The sequence below is a fragment of the Rivularia sp. PCC 7116 genome (assembly GCF_000316665.1).
GTDB lineage: Bacteria > Cyanobacteriota > Cyanobacteriia > Cyanobacteriales > Nostocaceae > Rivularia.
The window spans coordinates 5,370,890-5,390,079 of sequence record NC_019678.1; the positions used below are offsets into that span (position 1 = coordinate 5,370,890).

Genomic DNA, 19,190 nt, shown 5'->3' on the forward strand with positions numbered 1-19,190 from the left:
TGCTGGAGACGTTGCACTGTGAATACCGTCTCTATATATAGCGGTTTTCACTTCAGTGCAATACAGATATGACCTCACCCCGCTCTCCGGGCACCCCTCTCCTTGACAAGGAGAGGGGATGGGGGTGAGGTGGCGGAATTATGGTACTCAACTGAAATTCGGTATATCTTTCCCTATTCCCTGTTTCCTGTCCTCTATTACCAAAATTGTCATTCAAAATAGGAAATATAAGCCGCTATAAAACAAACATCATGCTTTCATCTCCTTTATTTTTACAATTTCCTTCATCAATGACAGACGAACAGTTTTTTGAATTCTGTCAAATGAATCGCGATTTACGTATCGAAAGAAATCAATATGGAGAAATATCTGTTATGCCACCTACGGGTTCGGAAACCGGTAATCGTAATTTTAATATAGCTGGACAGTTATGGGTATGGTCGGAAAAAGATGGCACTGGTATTTGCTTTGATTCGAGTACGGGATTTAAATTGTCTACTGGTGGGGAACGTTCTCCTGATGTTTCTTGGATAAGTTCAGAACGCTGGAATGTTTTATCAACAGCAGAACAAAAAGGATTTGCTCCTATTTGTCCGGATTTTGTCATCGAATTAAGGTCTGCTAGCGATAGCCTTAAACCGTTGCAGGAAAAGATGGAAGAATATATGCAGGAGCCTGGGATTCAGTTAGGCTGGTTAATTGACCGCAAAAATAGCCAAGTTTACGTTTATCGTCCGCACATGTCAGTGAAATGTTTGGAAAATCCCGATTCTGTTAGGGGTGAGCATGTTTTACCGGGCTTTGTTTTGAATGTGACTAAGGTTTGGTGAACAGTTATCGGTTAACAGCAAGCAGTAAATACACTTACAAATTCTACTTCTATCGAATTAGTTTTTTTACTCACATATTATTTAGAATATCTTACTTAAGATAATTCACATTAATTTAAATCAATTTATATAATGTCGAGTGATTGATTTTTTCTGAAAATACTAAGTATAAAGACTAGCTTAGATTATTAAATTTGAAACAATTTAGGGATTAGTGAATGAGCCTCGGTAATGCTGAAAGTACAAATCAAGTTGTAACGGCGCAAAATGTTAATTTAACGAATTGCGATCGCGAAGCAATTCAAATTCCGAGTTCGATTCAGCCTTATGGTATATTATTGGCTTTAAGAGAGCCGGAATTTACGATAGTACAAGTAAGTAATAATACTTTTGAGTATCTTGGCTTGCAACCAGAAGAACTGTTAAATCAGAAGCTAAGTTTCTTGATTGATGAAAGTCAGATTCAAGCGATACGTATGTGTTTGAGGGAAGACTTTGAAAGCATCAACCCTTTGAAAGTTTCGATCAAACCTGCCGATAAAACTCTTGTATTTGACGGTATAGTCCATCGTAGCGTTGGTGTAGTGATTTTGGAGTTGGAGCCGACACAATCGACGCCAGACGATGCAAAGTTTTTTGATTTTTATAATTTAGTTAGAACTCCTTTAGGCAAAATACAGAAAAGTTCGACACTCAGCGAGCTTTGTGATGTCATTGTCAAAGAAGTTAGGAAAATAACTGGCTTTGACAGGGTAATGATTTACCGCTTTGATGATGATGGAGCGGGTATGGTTATCGCTGAATCTCCCCGAGAAGATTTAGAAAAGTTTTTAGGTTTGCGATATCCCGCTACTGATATTCCTAAACAGGCTAGAGCGCTCTACGAACTAAATTTACTGCGTTTGATTCGGAATGTAAATTATCAGCCAGTAAGCTTAATTCCTCAATTAAATCCCCAGACGAACGAACCTTTGGATATGAGTTTGTCGGTGTTACGCAGCGTTTCACCATTACATGTAGAATATTTACATAATATGGGTGTTTCCGTTTCGATGTCGGTTTCTTTATTAAAAGACAAAAAGCTGTGGGGTTTGATTGCTTGTCACCATTACGGATCTGAAAAATCGTTATCTTACGAAATTCGCACGGTATGTGAATTCTTGGGACAAATAATATCCTTTGAATTAGCAGCCAAAGAAGAAAACGAAGACTTAGACTATAAAATTAAGTTGAAATCGATTCAGTCTAGGTTTATCGATTCAATTACCCAAGCAGAAGATTTGATTGATGGTTTAACTAAAAATCCATCCGATTTATTGGATTTAGTCAGTGCTTCTGGTGTGGCAATTTTTAATGTAGGTAGCTTAATTACAGAAGGTACGATTCCTACAGAATTACAAATCAGCGAATTAGTTTCTTGGGTAGAAACTCAAATGGGAAATGAAATTATTTATCATACCGATTTTCTAGCTAGTGTTTATCCTGAAGCAGAAAAGTTTACCGATGTTGGTAGCGGTTTAATAGCTTTAGCAATTTCCAAAATTCAGAAAACCTATATACTATGGTTTCGTCCAGAAGTTGTGCAAACGGTTAATTGGGGAGGAAATCCTCATAAACCTGTAGAAGTGTTAGAAGATGGAACCGTAAATATATCTCCCAGACAATCGTTTAAATTATGGCAAGAAACCGTAAAACAAAAGTCCTTAGCTTGGAAAAACTGCGAAATTGAAGCAGCATTAGAATTGCGGAGTTCGATTGTCGGTATTTTGCTGCGGAAAGCAGAACAATTGGCGAAAGTTAATCTGGAGTTGGAACGTAGCAATGATGATTTGGATTCTTTCGCTTATATAGCATCTCACGATCTTAAAGAACCGTTGCGGGGAATTCATAATTACTCTAGCTTTTTGATGGAAGATTACGGAGAAACTTTAGATAGCGATGGGGTTACTAAATTAGAAACATTGATGCGGTTGACTAAGCGGATGGAAAACTTAATTGATTCCTTGCTACATTATTCCCGTTTAGGGAAAAGTGAGCTTTCGCTGCATAATACAGATTTGAACGAGATTGTTAATAATGCCGTCGATGTCATCAGAATTAGTCAAAACAAAGAATTTGATATTCAGATTCCGAAACAATTGCCTACAATTAACTGCGATGCAACTCAAATTAGCGAATTATTTAGTAATTTAATTAGCAATGGCTTAAAGTATAATGATAAAGCTGAAAAATGCGTAGAAATTGGTTTTATAGATCCTATTGCTGATATTGAAGCATATCAATTACTTTACACCCATCTCAGCGATTCGCAACTACCTGTTATTTTTTATGTTAAAGATAACGGTATTGGAATCCGTTCCAAACATTTAGAAACTATTTTCCGCATTTTTAAAAGATTACATGCTCCAAGTAGATATGGAGGTGGAACTGGGGCTGGCTTAACAATTGTCAAAAAAATTGTTGAGCGTCACAATGGTACTATTTGGTTAGAGTCAACTTTTAAAGAAGGAAGTACTTTCTATTTTACTTTGCAACCCGATAGAGAATGATGCAACAAATCGTAGAAAAATCATATTTACCTTTACTATTAGTGGAAGATAGCGACGAAGATTTTGAAGCATTTGGACGCTTTATCAAAAAATCGGCAATTACTAATCCGATTTATCGCTGTATTGATGGTGAAGATGCTCTAGATTTTCTCTATCATCAAGGAGATTATGAAGATATAAAAAAAGCGCCTCGCCCATCTATAATTTTGTTAGATTTGAACTTACCCGGTACCGATGGCAGAGAAGTTTTAGAACAGATTAAGCAAGACGAAAAACTTAGAACTATTCCAGTTATCGTTTTTACTACTTCTTCTAATCCAAAAGATATTAAAACCTGTTATAGCTTCGGAGTCAATAGCTATATTCTTAAACCAATGAACTTACAAAAATCTAAAGAAGTAATGCGGTATATTCTAGACTATTGGTTCAAAATAGTTGTTCTTCCTGAAGAAGGAATAAATGTGGATTTATATTAATCTCTGCTTCAGAGATACGTTTTAATAACTTGTATTTATAACAATCTTAGATAATTCGTTAAATTACAAATGGTGGGAGCATTTTACTTGCTTACAATAGCGAGGTTCTTGCTCCCACTACTGTTTGAGACGTTAATCGCCATGATATTTTACAGATGGTTTAGCATTGTTCTATATAGATGTATATAAAATAAATACGATATAACGCAATAAATTTATACAGGCTATTGAAAAAAAACACAAAAATTTATAAAATATTAATAATTAGCTGTATCCTAGAAATAAAATCCCTTGCTGCTGCTAAGTAAAGAAAGTTTTGTTTACTTCGAGGTCAAGCAGGAAAAGGTAAAATATAATAATGCAAAACCATTATACAGTCTTAATTATTGATGATTGCCTCGAAGATAGAAACACTTATTGCCGTTATTTACAAAAAGACGATGAATGCAATTATCAATTTTTAGAGCAAGAGTATGGAAAAGATGGTTTAGAAGCCTGCAAGCAAGTTCAGCCAGATATTATCTTGCTCGATTATATGCTCCCAGATATAAATGGTTTAGAGTTTATACAAGAGTTACAAAGCTGCTGTAAAGATACAAGTCCTCCAATCATAATGCTTACAGGAGAAGGCAGCGAAAAAATAGCCGTACAGGCAATGAAGTACGGAGTAGAAGATTATTTAGTCAAAGCAAATACTACAGCAAAAATTCTGCGTTTAACTGTAAGAAACGTTATCGAAAAGAAAAATTTGCAGCAGAAATTAGAAGTAAGTAAGCGACGTTTTTTTACTTCAGTAGAAAATATGTTTGACTGCTTCGGTATATATGTTTGTATCCGCGATGATAATGGACGCATCACAGGATTTCATCGCGAATACTTGAACGCTGCGGCATGGGAAAATGAATTAATTGGTTTAGAGGAGCATGGAAGCCAAGAAGAAGAAGAATTGTTTAAAGAATATTGTCAAGTTATAGAAACGGGTAAGTCATTTTTAAAAGAAGTTTTATGCTTTTCTAACCATAATAACCAACAAGTTTTAAGCAAAGCTTACGATGTTAGCATATCTAAATTAGAAAATGGTTTTGTGGCAACTTGGCGCGATATTACAAAGCGTAAAATATCCGAACAAGCTTTACAAGAAAGTCAGCATTTAATTCAGAGAATAGCCGATACAACACCGGATATATTATATTTATTTGATTTGGAAGAACAGCGGAATATTTATATTAATCGTCAAGTACAGCAACGTTTGGGTTATTCTCCGCTTTTGATCAAAAAAATGGGAGCCGATTTATTTAAAAACTTAGTTCATCCAGATGATTTTCAGCGTTTAAAGAATCATTTAAAAAAATTTGCATCTATAAAGGATGGGGAAATACTACCATTTGAATATAGGATACGCGATATTCAAAATCAATGGCATTGGTTTAGCAGTCGCGATACAGTTTTTACTAGATCTTCGGATGGAAAACCCCAGCAATTATTAGGAGTAGTTAGAGAAATTACGGCTCAAAAACAATCAGAAGAAGCTTTGAGAGAAAGTGAAGCTCGTTTTCGTTACATTTATGAGTCAAACATGTTGGGAATAATGTTTTGGAAAACCAATGGAAAAGTAATTGATGCCAATGCGCGCTTTTTGGAAATAATTGGTTACAGTCGCGAAGATTTACAAGCAGGATTAATTCGTTGGGATGAATTCACACCTCCAGAATGGAAAGAAGTTGATAGAGAAGCAATTGAGCAAATTAAAAATAATAGAGTTTGTCATCCTTTTGAAAAAGAATATATTCGTAAAGATGGTTCTAGAGTACCGATTGTTTTAGGTGCTTGTTTATTAGAAAATTCGATTAATACAGGCGTTTCTTTTGTAATTGATATTACAGAGCGTAAGCGGATAGAGAAAGAACGCGCTCAGCTATTAATTAGCGAGCGAGAAGCCAGAGAACAAGCTGAGGCAGCCAATCTAGCCAAAGATGATTTTGTGGCAATGGTATCTCATGATTTGCGATCGCCACTGAATGCGATTTTAGGTTGGTCGCAAATTTTACGGAGCAGCAGCAAAGACGAAGCGATAAAAAACCGTGGTGCAGAAATTATCGAACGTAATGCTAAAGCGCAAGATGCTTTGATTCAAGATTTGTTAGATATATCCAGAATTATACGGGGTAGGTTGCAACTGCAAATGATTCCGGTGAAACTAGAATCTATTCTCAACAACGCAATTGACTCAGCATACCCAGTAGCGATCGCCAAAAATATTCATTTAGAATCTGAAGTTGATTCTAATATAAATAACATGCTCGGAGATGCCAAACGTTTACAGCAGGTAGTTGATAATTTACTCAGTAATGCTGTTAAATTTACACCAGAATCGGGACATATCAAAGTTAATTTACGAAAGATTGAAAATAACGCCCAAATTAAAGTCATTGATACCGGAAGCGGAATTAGCAAAGAACTATTGCCGTTAATTTTTGAACGTTTTCATCAAGGTAGCAATATTGAAACTAAGCAGCAAGGTTTAGGGTTAGGATTGGCGATTGCTCGTCATTTAGTAGAATTGCATAATGGCAAAATCACTGCTGAAAGTAGGGGAGAAGGAAAGGGTACGACTTTTACGGTGATTTTACCTTTACAATAAGCAGCGAACTATTTTCACAATCAAATAAATATAGGACTTACGCAACCGGCATATTTTTTGCGTAGGGTGCGTGGTTTAGAAAAACTCTAAGGTAGTATCGAGCCTTTTAGCATCATGCAGCAACCAGCATTTTGATACTAACCTCAGTCATATTTTAGTTTAATTATCAAAAAAATAAGTTTAAATACCTGAATCTTAAGCCATTTAAGAAGATTACTTGCATGTCCAAAAATACGACTTTAGGAGTATATCTTTAAAGCCTGTTTTCGGTAATATTATTTCTATTAGTGACGCTATCAACAGAAGTAATTAGTATTTTTCATAACAACTACTTGTTTTCCCAAATCCTTAATTTCAAATCAATAGACTTTTCATCAGTTTTTAACTCTCTTTACGATCATCTTAGATTAATCAATTCATTTATTAAAAAAATATGCTCGCGCCGTTTATTAAAATAAAACATGCAATAGCCTAATACAAGTGAATATATGACTCGACTTTCTGCCCTTTTTCCTATAGCTGAAATTATAATGACTAATATTCTATTAGCCTAATTATGCTATGGCTATTTTTGAGATATATACAGTTGAAGTTCTATGCGAACTCATATTAAAGCAGTAACAACTTGAACCAATGTTAAGGAAAGTATCTACAATCAGCTTGAAAATAAGCTTTGAGTCATTTATTTGATTGCCTGGATATTTTGATATTTAGAATTGTAAAAGAATTATCATTAAATATTAAAACAGTTGTTATTCTAGTAGAGCGATAGATTATTCTACCCGCATTCGTTTAGGAGATAAAAATGTTAGCAGTTTATCCGGTGCTATTTCTTATTGCTTTATGTACTATCTGGCTGGGACTCAAAATAGCCGAGGAAGTTTATCGTATTGCAGTCATTATTGCCGGAGCAATACTTTTAGTTATGGCGTTTGTATCGGCTCCTTCATTTGTACAAGTAGGTAGTGTATTGCTGTTGTTAGGAATTTACCAACTCTATGTTTGGCAACCAAAGTTTAATTTGTTTGTGAGAAATGAAGTTGAAGCTGTTAAAACGGTTGAGTGTATCGGCCCTGGTTGTAAATGAATACAATCTTGATAAGATAAATAATTAGAGATTGTCAGATTTTTTATGAAAATTGCATAGTAAATATGAGTCAGGACTTAGAAATTAATTTTTCTAGCTTCTGACTTAATTTTTTGCGGAAAATATAGTTAGCAGTTATCAGTAGTTAGGCAATATCGTGTTGTCGCTCCACCTAACGCACTATCCCACTAATTCAAGAAGCTCAAAGAAACCCGGTTTCTAAAACTTGTGCAACTAAGAAACCTGAGTTCGGGATGCAAAATGCTAAGTATCGTAATTAACTGATAACCTTTATAGTTTTGTTGTATATCGCCGTCAAAGAAAATTCAATAATGTATTCCTAAAACTTTGCATATTGGCATCTTGGCATGAGACTCTTAGTAAGCCTTGAAATAATCTCAGCCAATGAATGTAATACAGTTAATTTTATATATCGGTCTAATAGCAATATCTACTGCTGTAGTTTGGAAAGGTAGCTCTATGCTAGAAACGGCTGCCGAGGGTTTATCACAATATTACCGATTACCGCCTATTGTTCAAGGAAGCGTTGTTGTAGCGGTAGGCTCAAGTTTTCCAGAATTATCTAGTACGGTGCTTGCTACTCTCGTTCACGGACAGTTTGATTTAGGTGTTGCAGCCATTGTCGGTTCGGCTATTTTTAATATTCTTGTCATTCCTGGAATTTCTGGTTTGGTAGGGCAACGCTTAAGTGCCGATAGGCTTTTAGTTTATAAGGACGCTCAATTTTATATTACTAGTATTACTGTATTGTTATTGGCTTTTACTTTTGCAGTTATTTATAACCCCGTAGAAGGTGTGATGTTACAGGGTGAAATGAACCGATTAATTGCTTTAATGCCTTTATCTCTTTACGGGCTATATTTATTTTTACAGCAGCAAGACACTATAGAAGAAAACCAAACCAATAAAGAGGAACCTCCCCAAAATATCCGTATCGGTAGGGAATGGCTGCGATTCTTATTCAGTTTAGTTCTTATTGTTGTCAGTGTTGAAGGATTAGTGTCCGGAGCAATTGGTTTGGGAAAAGTTTTGAATACACCAACTTTTCTCTGGGGTATCACTGTAATCGCTGCCGGTACTAGCTTGCCCGATGCTTTCGTTAGTATCCGCGCTGCTCAAAAAGGTGATGGTATTATTAGTCTTGCTAACGTATTAGGCAGCAATATTTTTGATTTACTCGTAGCAATTCCCGTAGGAGTCATGATTGCTGGTGCTTCGATCATTGATTTTGCTGTTGCTGCTCCGATGATGGGTGTATTAACTTTCGCAACTATCGTGTTATTTGCGATGCTTCGCACTGGCTTAGTTTTGAGCAAAAAGGAATGTGTTGTATTGCTGGGTATGTATGGATTATTCGTAATATGGATCGTACTAGAAACTCTTGATATTACTCATGTGATTTGAAATAAATTAGCTGTATAAACTAAATTTTTTGCAGATTTTGCAGATATAGTTTTGTGTCTTCATTTGTATTTCTATATTTAGGAAATTCTACAAATCAAGATTTTTGTTTTGATCAAAAATAAAATCGATTAATATTAAATTTTTATCAATCATTTTCTGGAGAGATAGTTTCGATTTGGGCTGCGCGATCGCGAAGTGCGTTCTGCGATATTGTATCAATTCCAGCTATATTCTATTTCGGATGTTTTCTTTACGAGCTAAGGGGATGTTTGGAAAGTATAGTTTTTTAGCCCAACTTTCGGATTATCCCCCCTTCCCCCCTTAAAAAGGTAACGGCTCCCCCTTTTTTAAGGGGGATTTAGGGGGATCTTAAGATTTACGAGTTTTATTTATGACTTCCCAAACATCCTCTAAGAATTAAGATTATCTCCCTCTCTTCCTAGGTACGGAATTCCACAAACGCGCTTATTAGCTAATACTGATTAAATTAGAACTATATAATAGAATATTTGTTTCTCACACATCTATGACTACGAACGTTGCTATCTCAGATAATCCCTTGCTCAAATGTTCGGGTTTACCTCCTTTTACAGAAGTTAAACCGGAACATGTAGAACCTGCTTTAAATCAATTACTTACAGAATTAAACGAAGAACTTACTCAATTAGAAGCTAATATCAAACCAACCTGGAGCGGTTTGGTAGAACCTTTAGAACGGTTAACCGAACGTTTGACTTGGAGTTGGGGCATTGTTAGCCATTTGATGGGTGTGAAAAATAGCCCGGAATTACGTCAAGCTTACGAAACTTCACAGCCAAAAATAGTCCAGTTTTCTACTCGAATTGGTCAAAGTAAACCCATCTATAACGCTTTTAAAGCTCTGCGAGAAGGGGATAAATGGAACAGTTTGGATTCAGCCCAACAAAGAATTGTTGAATCCTCCATCCGCGATGCAGAACTTGCTGGTATTGCTTTAGAAGGTGAAGCTCAAGAACGTTTCAATGCTATCCAGATGGAAATGGCTGAACTTTCCACCAAGTTCTCTAACCATGTTTTGGATGCAACAAAAGCTTTCAAGTTAAAACTTGTAAACCCTGAAGAAGTCGAAGGTTTACCTCCTAGCTGGCTGAGTTTAGCAGCACAAGCAGCACGAGATGCAGGTGAGAGCAATGCGACTCCGGAAAATGGTCCTTGGTTGGTGACTTTGGACTTTCCTAGCTATGCTCCTTTTATGCAGCACAGTAAGCGGCGGGATTTGCGCGAACAAATGTACAAAGCCTTTATATCTCGCGCATCTACCGGAGAATTAGATAATAGACCGATAATTAAACGTATTTTGGATTTAAGACAAGAACTAGCTCAATTACTTGGATATAAAAATTATGCCGAGGTCAGTTTAGCTAGTAAAATGGCTCCGAGCGTTGAAGCAGTAGACAAACTTCTCGAAGAATTACGTCTTACTAGTTACGATGCTGCACGTAAAGAATTAGAAGAACTCAAGCAATTTGCAGCTTCTAAAAATGCTCCAGAAGCTAACGACTTGAAAAACTGGGATATCAGCTTTTGGTCGGAACGTCAACGAGAAGAGAAGTTTTCTTTTACTCAAGAAGAGTTACGTCCTTATTTCCCTCTTCCTCAAGTACTTGACGGTTTATTTGGATTAGTAAAACGTTTATTTAACGTTAGCGTTACTTCTGCTGACGGACAAGCTCCTGTATGGCATGAAAATGTCCGTTATTTTCAAATAGCTGACGAAACGGGAAATCCCATAGCTTACTTTTACTTAGATCCCTACAGTCGTCCGGCGGAAAAACGTGGTGGTGCATGGATGGATACCTGTCTAAATCGCCATAAAATTGAGGAAAAAGGTAAAAATGAGATCCAATTGCCCGTTGCTTACTTGATTTGCAATCAAACTCCTCCAGTTGACGACAAACCCAGCTTAATGACCTTTACGGAAGTCGAAACCCTCTTCCACGAATTCGGTCACGGTTTGCAGCATATGCTGACCAAAATTAATTATCCTAGCGCTGCCGGTATTAATAATGTTGAATGGGATGCCGTAGAATTACCCAGTCAGTTTATGGAAAACTGGTGCTACGAACGTCCAACTTTAATGGGAATGGCAAAGCACTACGAAACTGGCGAACCTCTACCAGAGCATTATTATCAGAAACTGGTAGCAGCACGTAACTATATGAGTGGTAGTGGCATGTTGCGTCAATTGCACTTTAGCTTGCTCGATATAGAACTACACTACCGCTATCGTCCCGATGGTAGCGAAACTCCAGAAGATGTACGCAACCGCATCGCCGAAAATACTACAATATTGCCACCGCTACCGGAAGATAATTTCCTCTGTGCTTTCGGACATATTTTTGCTGGTGGATATGCAGCCGGTTATTACAGCTATAAGTGGGCTGAAGTCTTAAGTGCGGATGCTTTTGCTGCTTTTGAAGAAGCCGGATTAGAAAACGAACAAGCACTTAAAACCACCGGCAAACGCTACCGCGATACCGTACTTGCTTTGGGTGGTAGCAAACATCCGATGGAAGTATTCAAATCTTTTCGGGGTAGGGAACCAAGTACCGAACCTTTACTCAAGCACAATGGTTTGAAAAGTGCGGCTTAGGGAATAGGTAATTAATTTTTTGATTTAAACAATTCTCAAATTATTTAATTACTATCAATAAAAAGACGTTGCACCGCAACGTCTTTTTTCACTGTATATTTATTGCCGCTGTCTAAATAAATACTAAGTGCAAACCATCAAAGCTGCTTCAGTGTCATTTTCTATTAGAGATTCCACTCCATGCTTTTGTGCGTAAGCTAATAACTCGTATGTCCATTCTGTGAAAATTTGGAATATTTTTTCGACTATTTCAATAGCTTGTTGACGTTGTAAATGTGTGAGTTCTATTTTTGCTACATAATCTTCTGCTTCCGGTGTACGCATTGCGTGTCCGGTTTCTACTCGTAGATGTGCATCACCAAAGTAGAAATAGTCCTGATTAGAGATTGCTCGCAGTTCCGAAGCTACTTTTGCTGAAATTTTAAAAAAAACATGACCTACAGATTCTAGCGCTTCAAGAACTATTAATTTAATCTCGGGAATCGCTTGATAGCTATATCCTGCAATTTGATATGTTATTTGACGAGTAATTTTAGTTTCTTCATTCCAAACTAATCTTAATCCTTGAGTTAAATTGATATTCGAGTTTAATTGGAGCTTTTCGATATCCTTGAGATACCAAGACCAATGTTCTTCATCTTCGTAAGCATGTTGATTGATAATACATTGAATTTTATTAAGAGGTTGTTTCTCTAAAAAAACGTATTGATTTAGGTCGCTAAAACTCATAATAAAATGAGCCATACAAGGAGCAAAACTTAATCTTTCTCTAGGGTGTAAGTTTTGGTCTTGCATAAATGTAAACAAAGGTAAATTCGTAAACTCCTGCTTTCTACTTTCAATCAAAGCTAATACATCTAACATAGTTTTTTTAATTTTTGATATTTTTATTGAGCTTAAACACAAAAAATAAATGGTATCAAACAGAGTGAGAATAATCAAAAGTCTCTAACCGTTTTTCCATCATTCTTAATTATGATTGCTGAGTTAAAAAAGTAAAACTAATAGCTATATAAGTTTGAGGCAGCTATTAGCTCTCACTGTATAGTTATATGCAGGCTACGGAAGAATCTCTGATTTTTTCTTCGTATGCATCTAATTCTAAATTTTGCTTTTGTGCATAAGCTAGAAGTTCATGAGTCCATTCTGTGAAAATAATAAACACATTATTAACTATTTCATAAGCTTGGTGACGCTGTGAATCAGTGAGTTCAATTATTGTTAGTAAATCTTCCGCTCCTTCCGTACCCATAGCGTGTCCGCTTTCAAGATGTAAGTGAAAATCACCGAAATATGTATACTTATGACCGGTAATTTCTGTTAATTCTGAAGCTACTTGCGATGTTCTAGAAAATAAAACATTTCCTGTAGCTTCTATCGCTTCTATTGCAGCAATTTTGATAATAGGTTCTGCGTGCAAAGTATATGCAGACAATTGATAAGATAGCTGTCGAGAAACTTTGCTGTGTTCGCTCCACAAGAATCTCAACATCTGAGTAAAGCTTATTTGCGAATTGAATCCTAGCTTTTCGAGGTCAGTTATAAACCACGGCCAGTGATGGTCATCTTCATAAGTATGTTCGTTAATCATATATTCTAGTTTGGTAACTGCTTGCTTTTCTCGGAAAACATACTTGTTCAAGTCACCAAAACTCATAATAAAATGTGCGATGCACGGTGCAAAACTTAATCTCTGCTTTGGATTGATTGTTTTATCTTCTAAGAACTTAAACAAAGGTAACTGAGCGTATTCGTGATTCTTTTCTTCTATTAACGATAATATTTCTTGCATTGAAACTTTTCCTGTGAATGCTAATTGTTATCAACTTATTAGTGCAGCAGGGGTTAAGTCTTAAAGGCTTAACTTGCTTTAGTGAAGTGGATAATGCGACTCTGATAACGAAATAGCACCTAAACTATAGCTTAACTTATGATAAATACTATTTGTTGCTTTTTTTTCTAGAATTAATTTAAAGCATTAACTTTGTTTTGCCACTCGTATAAACTCAGAAAAAATATTTTTTTTCATTTTCATATTTGAAGTCAATAATTCTGCATTGATCTAGGTATAAATTTTATTTTTATTCATTTTTTTATTCGCTAATGATAAAACTTTATAAATATATGTTAATTAGACATGAAGCCACAATTATACCGGATATGCAGCTTGATCGAGACTTAGCCAATTCATTGAAAAAATATCTATTTGTTAATAACATAAAGTTTTAAATTGATAGAATTTTTATCCATACGTTATTTTATGAAGAACAGATTATTAAGATAAATATTGTTAAATTTAAATTCTGATTAAATATGCATTTTCTAATATATTGTTTTTATATAAGTGTTTTCACTGATTTATTATAGATGAATATATATATATATGAGTTTTTACGAATGTCATCAATCGTTTAATGCTTTAAATTAAATCATTAAGCACAGTTATTGAAATATTTCAGTTTCAGATTTTTTATTTTTAAGCGGAAAATAAATTTATTTATAGAAAGCATATTATAAATGAATTTATTTAATACACAATATTTTAGCTATATCGATGTATGTAGCCTTTATATTGCTCGGTTATCAGGTTGCGTGATTGAGTTGAGTACAGAATGATTAAGTCTAGATTTAACAGCTTATTTACTGTACGTATTCATCGATAACAAGCAATATTAGGAAGACAATTTCATGACAGATTTAGTATCATTTGCACAGCAGCAAGACAAACAAGATAAGAGTAATATTTGGTTATCAAATGGAAAACCTAAGTTTACTGTGCCTACCTGTGATGATGGATTGCTTTGGGAAACCTGGATGTCTATGTTTCATTTTCCTACTCTTACAGTTGCAGACGAGTTAGGCTTATTTCCTTTAATTGCAGAAGCTCCAAAAACAGCATCTGAAGTAAGTGAAAGTCTTTCTTTGAGCGAGCGTGCGACTGAAGCTCTTTTAGGAGTAATGACCTCATTAGGCTACTTAGTTCAGCAGAATGGTAAATTTAATCTCACCAAGGCATCCATCAACTTTTTACTTCCTCAAAGTCCTTATTATTGGGGCGGGATGTTGAAGCTGATGGCAAATAATCCCCTATCACATTCTGTATTGCTCGAAGGTTTGAAAAACGATAGGTCAAGCGTTTATCAGGAACAGGATGTTTGGGAAGCCCACGAAGTAGAGATTGATAAAGCTAGATTATTTACAGGTGCTATGCAGAGCATGACAATGCCCGGTGCTTTAGGAGTAGCACATCATGGTAACTTTGCCCAAACACAGCGTCTTCTTGATGTAGGGGGTGGTTCTGCTGCTGTATCTGTAGCTTTAGCCCAACGCTATCCTCAAATTGAGTGTACTATTCTTGATTTACCAGTTGTATGCGAAATTGCACAAGATTATATTTCTAAGGCTGGATTCTCAAATCGAATAGACACATATTCCGCAAACTTTTTTACTGATACTTTTCCCATTGGTTATGATGCTGTTTTATTTAGTAATATTTTCCATGATTGGGGATGGAAAAAATGCCAGCATTTAGCAAAAAGCAGTTTTGAAGCATTACCTAAAGGGGGACGTATTTACCTACATGAAATGCTTTTGAACGATACAAAAGATGGGCCAACACCAGCGGCTTCCTACTCGATGTGTATGATTTGGTGGACTCAAGGTAAGCAATATACAGCAAGTGAAGTCACTCTACTTTTACAAGAAGCAGGATTTGAAGATATTTCCATAACTTCGACTCATTCTTACTTTTCATTAGTTAGTGCAACCAAACCATAAATTTAAAGCAAACGGAGCAAGTAGAAAAAGTATTAACGTTAATCATATAGCATTCCTAAATCATTTGTGAGATTTGATAAACCCGGTTTTTCCGAAAAACCGGGTTTCTGACATCTGTATTTCTCACGAATCATATAGGATTGCTATTTTAATAAAATACTTTTCTATTTCCTCGAATCAGCTAAAGCATATTACTTTTAATTCAAGTTTCACTTGCTCAGATAAGGTTGAATACTTCCCTAAACGTAGTGAACGTCGTAATAATAATTTCTGATTGCGTAAGTCCTGATTTAATTAATAAAGCCGTTAGTAAAGCCGGATTTCTGTATTAACTATTATTTGGCTGAATAGTAGGAATTTCGATTATAAATTCAGTCCCTTTGCCCAATTCACTAAAGCAATGCAGTTGACCCCCATGTCTATCAACAATAACTTGATAACTAATCGATAAACCTAAACCAGTTCCAACTCCAACTGGTTTAGTTGTAAAAAATGGGTCAAATAAACGTCTCTGCACTTCTTCAGTAATTCCCATACCATTATCTATGATATGAATAGCAATATGGTCATTTTCTAATATTTCCGTCTTAATTTTAACTTGAGGAGCAGATACTTTACCTTTGATTACTCCCTCTTCTAATGTATCGATAGCATTAGCAAGTAAATTCATAAATACTTGGTTAAGTTGTCCAGCAAAACACACAACTTTTGGTAAGTTAGCGTATTGTTTAATTATCTCAATGCCTCTATTTTCCTGCTTGGGTTTGAGGCGATGTTGCAGAATCATTAAAGTACTTTCAATGCCTTCATGAATATCTACCGTCTTCATTTCTGCTTCGTCAAGACGGGAAAAGGTTCTCAAAGATTGTACGATTCCACGAATTCTCTCAGCTCCTACCATCATCGACTTCATTAATTTAGGTAAATCTGAAACTAAGAAATCGACTTCAAGAGCTTCAATCTCTTCTTGTATTTCCGAAGTTGGTTCGGGATATTCCTGTTCGTAAAGCTTGAGTAAACCCAATATATCTTCGGCATAATTATTCGCATGAATTAAATTACCGTAAATAAAGTTAACGGGATTGTTGATTTCGTGAGCGACTCCAGCCACTAACTGACCCAAACCAGACATTTTTTCACTTTGCACCAACTGAGATTGGGTTTTCTGGAGTTGCTGCAACGTTTGCTCTATCTGTTGTGCTTGTTTTTGAGCATTTAGTGCGGTTTGCTGAGTTTCTGCATAGAGGTCAGCTTGATTAATCGCGATTGCAAGTTGGTCTACCACTGTTTGTAGCAACTCTACTTCACTATTAGTCCAAGGACGAGTTTCCGTCCAATGTCCGCAAACAATTACACCTATATGACCAGAACGAGTCTGAATTGGTAGTACAATTTCTGATTTAATTCCTAAAGATTCTAGAAATTGCCGATGTATTGGTTCTTCGCACTTCTTCGCATCATCTATCTTCAATATTTCTTGTTTTATAAACAGTTCTGTTACCGAGCCGACTTTATCTATAGAATGGCGACCTATTAAACTAGGCAAACTGTCGTTTTTTGATTCTTTAATCGTTTCCCAAATTGGAGGTTCGGCACTGGGTTGAAACCAAGAGAAGCTACAACGATCGATATTTAATAAATGCTTAATTTTGTTAATTGCCGTTTCAACTACTGTGTCTATATCGAGAGTATTACGAATTTGGCTGGCGAGAGTATTAACCAATTTTTCGCGATTGGCTAGTTCTCTATATCGTGCTTCTGACTGCTTTAGTGCAGCTTCTGCTTGTTTACGATCTGTAATATCTCGCCAAATTGTATAAAATACTTGTTCGCCATTTAAAGGAATAGCAGTTAATTGAACTTCAAGAGGCATATCTTGACCATCTATACGGCGAATTACCCACTCAAAGCGATGACCACCGTTCGCAAATGCAATTTCCGTTAATTGTCTTTGTTTATCAAAAGAAGATGTTCCATCGGGCTGAAATTCGGGAGAAATTGCTGATGGAGCCATACGCATTAACTGCGCTCTGTTAGTACAGCCCATCATCTCTGCTGCTGCTTGATTGCAGTCAAAGAAAACCTGACCATTATATAAAAGAATTCCATCTGCCGATTTTTCAAACAAGGTACGGAATTTCTCTTCGCTTTGTTTGAGTGCATCCTCTGCGTGTTTAAGCTCGGTAATATCCATTACCATTCCATCCCAAACAATATCACCGTTGGCTTGCTTTTCTGGTTTAGAATGTCCCTTTAACCACTTCAATTCTCCTGACGAAGTTGTAATTCGCCATTCTTGTTTCCAAAGCTGCAAACTTTGAGCAGAAGTTGCGATTGACTGCTGGAAAATTAGTAAGTCATCTGGATGAACTCTTTTAAAAATATTTTCAATATCTCCTTGCATCTGTTCAGGTGTTAATTCAAAAAGGTTATAACAACCAGGACTAACATAGGAAAAATAATTAGAACCATCCGGACACAGTACGTATTGATAAATCATCCCCGGAACGTTAACAGCCATTTTTTCTAGCTGTGCTTCTGTTTGATGTAATGTCTTTTCAACTTTTTGTCTTTGTGCAACTTGAGCTTGTAGTTGTTTATTCGCTGCTTTAAGTTCGGTCGTGCGATAATGTACCTTGCTTTCCAAATCTTGCTGATATTGCCGTAACTGCTCTTCGATTTGTATTTTGTCGCTGATATCAATCATCAGACCACTCCAGAGGATATCGCAACCAGCTTGTCTTTCCGGTCGTAATATGCATCGAACCCATCTGCATTTACCAGAGGGTATAACCACTCTTCCTTCCCACAGCCACGGTAATAATGTATCTGCTGACAGTTTCATTGATTCTAAATAAGATTCTCTATCGTCTGGATGAATCAAATCAAAAACAGCGCTAAAATCTTGCTCGGCTTTAAATGGTTCTATTTCCAGAAACCTCCGACAACCAGAACTCATATAAGGAAATGACATTTCGCCATTTGCATTTAAGCGAAACTGATATACAACTCCCGGTAAATTTGCAGCTAGTTTTTGGAAGCGTCTTTCGTTGGCTGTTAATGCTTGCTCGCAAAGCATTTGTTCTGTAACTTTTTCGTATGAAAAGATTATTCCCCCAATTTCACCATTATTTTGATTCCAGGGACGACATTCCCACTTAATCCACTGTTCACCATCAACACCCACCATTTTGTCAGCTTCGCAACTTGCGACTGCACCAGCTAAACAACGCTGGTGAATCATCTTCCATTTATCCGAAGCTTGGGGAAATATTTCGTAATAACAACGATTTATCAAACATTCACTATCCAAGTTATAATCTGTAAGCCATTTACGACTTGCTGCCATGAGGCACATCTGAGTATCAAACATTGCAACAGCTACAGGTGTATGCTCTAAAAGAACTTGAAGCAGTTGAGAATCATCATTAGACTGTGCGTACAGATGCATATAGTTAACTGGTAGATACGTTGATAAACGCGCTTACTCTGATACTTGTAATAATAAAATTCCCCAAGGGAATGCCATTTAATATAACCAGTCGGAAAGTAAATCAGCTACCGAATTTTCTCTGAAGTAATTTAAATAGTTTGTGAATTTACATTGTTCGCTTGATATTCACGGAATACTCATAAATCTGTCTTACCGAAAACTTATTTCTCCCTTGAACTTTCTTATACAGAAATCCTGCTTGACTTATTAATTTATTTGTTGAGAGATTAAAAAGCAGCAGTAGTATCGAGAAAATAGGTTGAATAGGTCTTATCTAAAA

General features: G+C 36.1%; 11 protein-coding genes. 8 read left to right on the plus strand and 3 right to left on the minus strand.

Annotation, left to right across the window (positions count from 1 at the left end):
• The first annotated feature begins 251 nt into the window (after positions 1-251).
• The 7 genes from RIV7116_RS20750 to RIV7116_RS20780 all read left to right on the plus strand — a co-directional run bounded on the left by RIV7116_RS20750 (position 252) and on the right by RIV7116_RS20780 (position 11,640).
• A complete protein-coding gene (locus tag RIV7116_RS20750) occupies positions 252-830 on the plus strand; it encodes a Uma2 family endonuclease (protein ID WP_015120276.1) in 579 nt (192 codons plus the stop codon).
• Positions 831-1,048: 218 nt separating this feature from the next.
• On the plus strand, positions 1,049-3,379 hold the full coding sequence (locus RIV7116_RS20755; RefSeq protein ID WP_015120277.1) for an ATP-binding protein: 2,331 nt from the start codon (positions 1,049-1,051) through the stop codon (positions 3,377-3,379).
• Positions 3,376-3,855 (plus strand): response regulator, encoded by a 480-nt coding sequence (locus RIV7116_RS20760; RefSeq protein ID WP_015120278.1) that lies wholly within the window; start codon positions 3,376-3,378, stop codon positions 3,853-3,855. Before RIV7116_RS20755 ends, RIV7116_RS20760 begins: the two co-directional genes overlap by 4 nt.
• Before the next feature lie 358 nt (positions 3,856-4,213).
• Positions 4,214-6,496: a PAS domain S-box protein gene (locus RIV7116_RS20765; RefSeq protein WP_015120279.1), complete on the plus strand. Its 2,283-nt coding sequence runs from the start codon at positions 4,214-4,216 to the stop codon at positions 6,494-6,496.
• A gap of 805 nt (positions 6,497-7,301) precedes the next feature.
• Positions 7,302-7,583: a hypothetical protein gene (locus RIV7116_RS20770; protein ID WP_015120280.1), complete on the plus strand. Its 282-nt coding sequence runs from the start codon at positions 7,302-7,304 to the stop codon at positions 7,581-7,583.
• A gap of 405 nt (positions 7,584-7,988) precedes the next feature.
• Complete coding sequence (locus RIV7116_RS20775) at positions 7,989-9,008, plus strand: sodium:calcium antiporter (RefSeq protein ID WP_015120281.1); 1,020 nt, start codon at positions 7,989-7,991, stop codon at positions 9,006-9,008.
• 526 nt (positions 9,009-9,534) lie between these two features.
• Positions 9,535-11,640: a M3 family metallopeptidase gene (locus RIV7116_RS20780; RefSeq protein WP_015120282.1), complete on the plus strand. Its 2,106-nt coding sequence runs from the start codon at positions 9,535-9,537 to the stop codon at positions 11,638-11,640.
• A 123-nt stretch (positions 11,641-11,763) separates the two neighbouring features.
• Here the strand turns inward: RIV7116_RS20780 and RIV7116_RS20785 are convergent, their stop codons facing one another.
• Both RIV7116_RS20785 and RIV7116_RS20790 read right to left on the minus strand, forming a co-directional pair.
• Positions 11,764-12,504 carry a hypothetical protein gene (locus RIV7116_RS20785; protein ID WP_015120283.1) on the minus strand — a complete coding sequence of 247 codons (741 nt, stop codon included), beginning with the start codon at positions 12,502-12,504 and terminating at the stop codon, positions 11,764-11,766.
• 184 nt (positions 12,505-12,688) lie between these two features.
• Positions 12,689-13,432 (minus strand): hypothetical protein, encoded by a 744-nt coding sequence (locus RIV7116_RS20790; RefSeq protein WP_015120284.1) that lies wholly within the window; start codon positions 13,430-13,432, stop codon positions 12,689-12,691.
• A gap of 896 nt (positions 13,433-14,328) precedes the next feature.
• On the opposite strand from RIV7116_RS20790, the gene RIV7116_RS20795 reads away from it, so the two are divergent.
• Positions 14,329-15,417: a methyltransferase gene (locus RIV7116_RS20795; protein ID WP_015120285.1), complete on the plus strand. Its 1,089-nt coding sequence runs from the start codon at positions 14,329-14,331 to the stop codon at positions 15,415-15,417.
• Between the two features lie 328 nt (positions 15,418-15,745).
• Here the strand turns inward: RIV7116_RS20795 and RIV7116_RS34055 are convergent, their stop codons facing one another.
• Positions 15,746-18,868, minus strand: coding sequence for a PAS domain S-box protein (locus tag RIV7116_RS34055; RefSeq protein ID WP_015120286.1), 3,123 nt, complete (start codon positions 18,866-18,868; stop codon positions 15,746-15,748).
• Between the last annotated feature and the right edge of the window lie 322 nt (positions 18,869-19,190).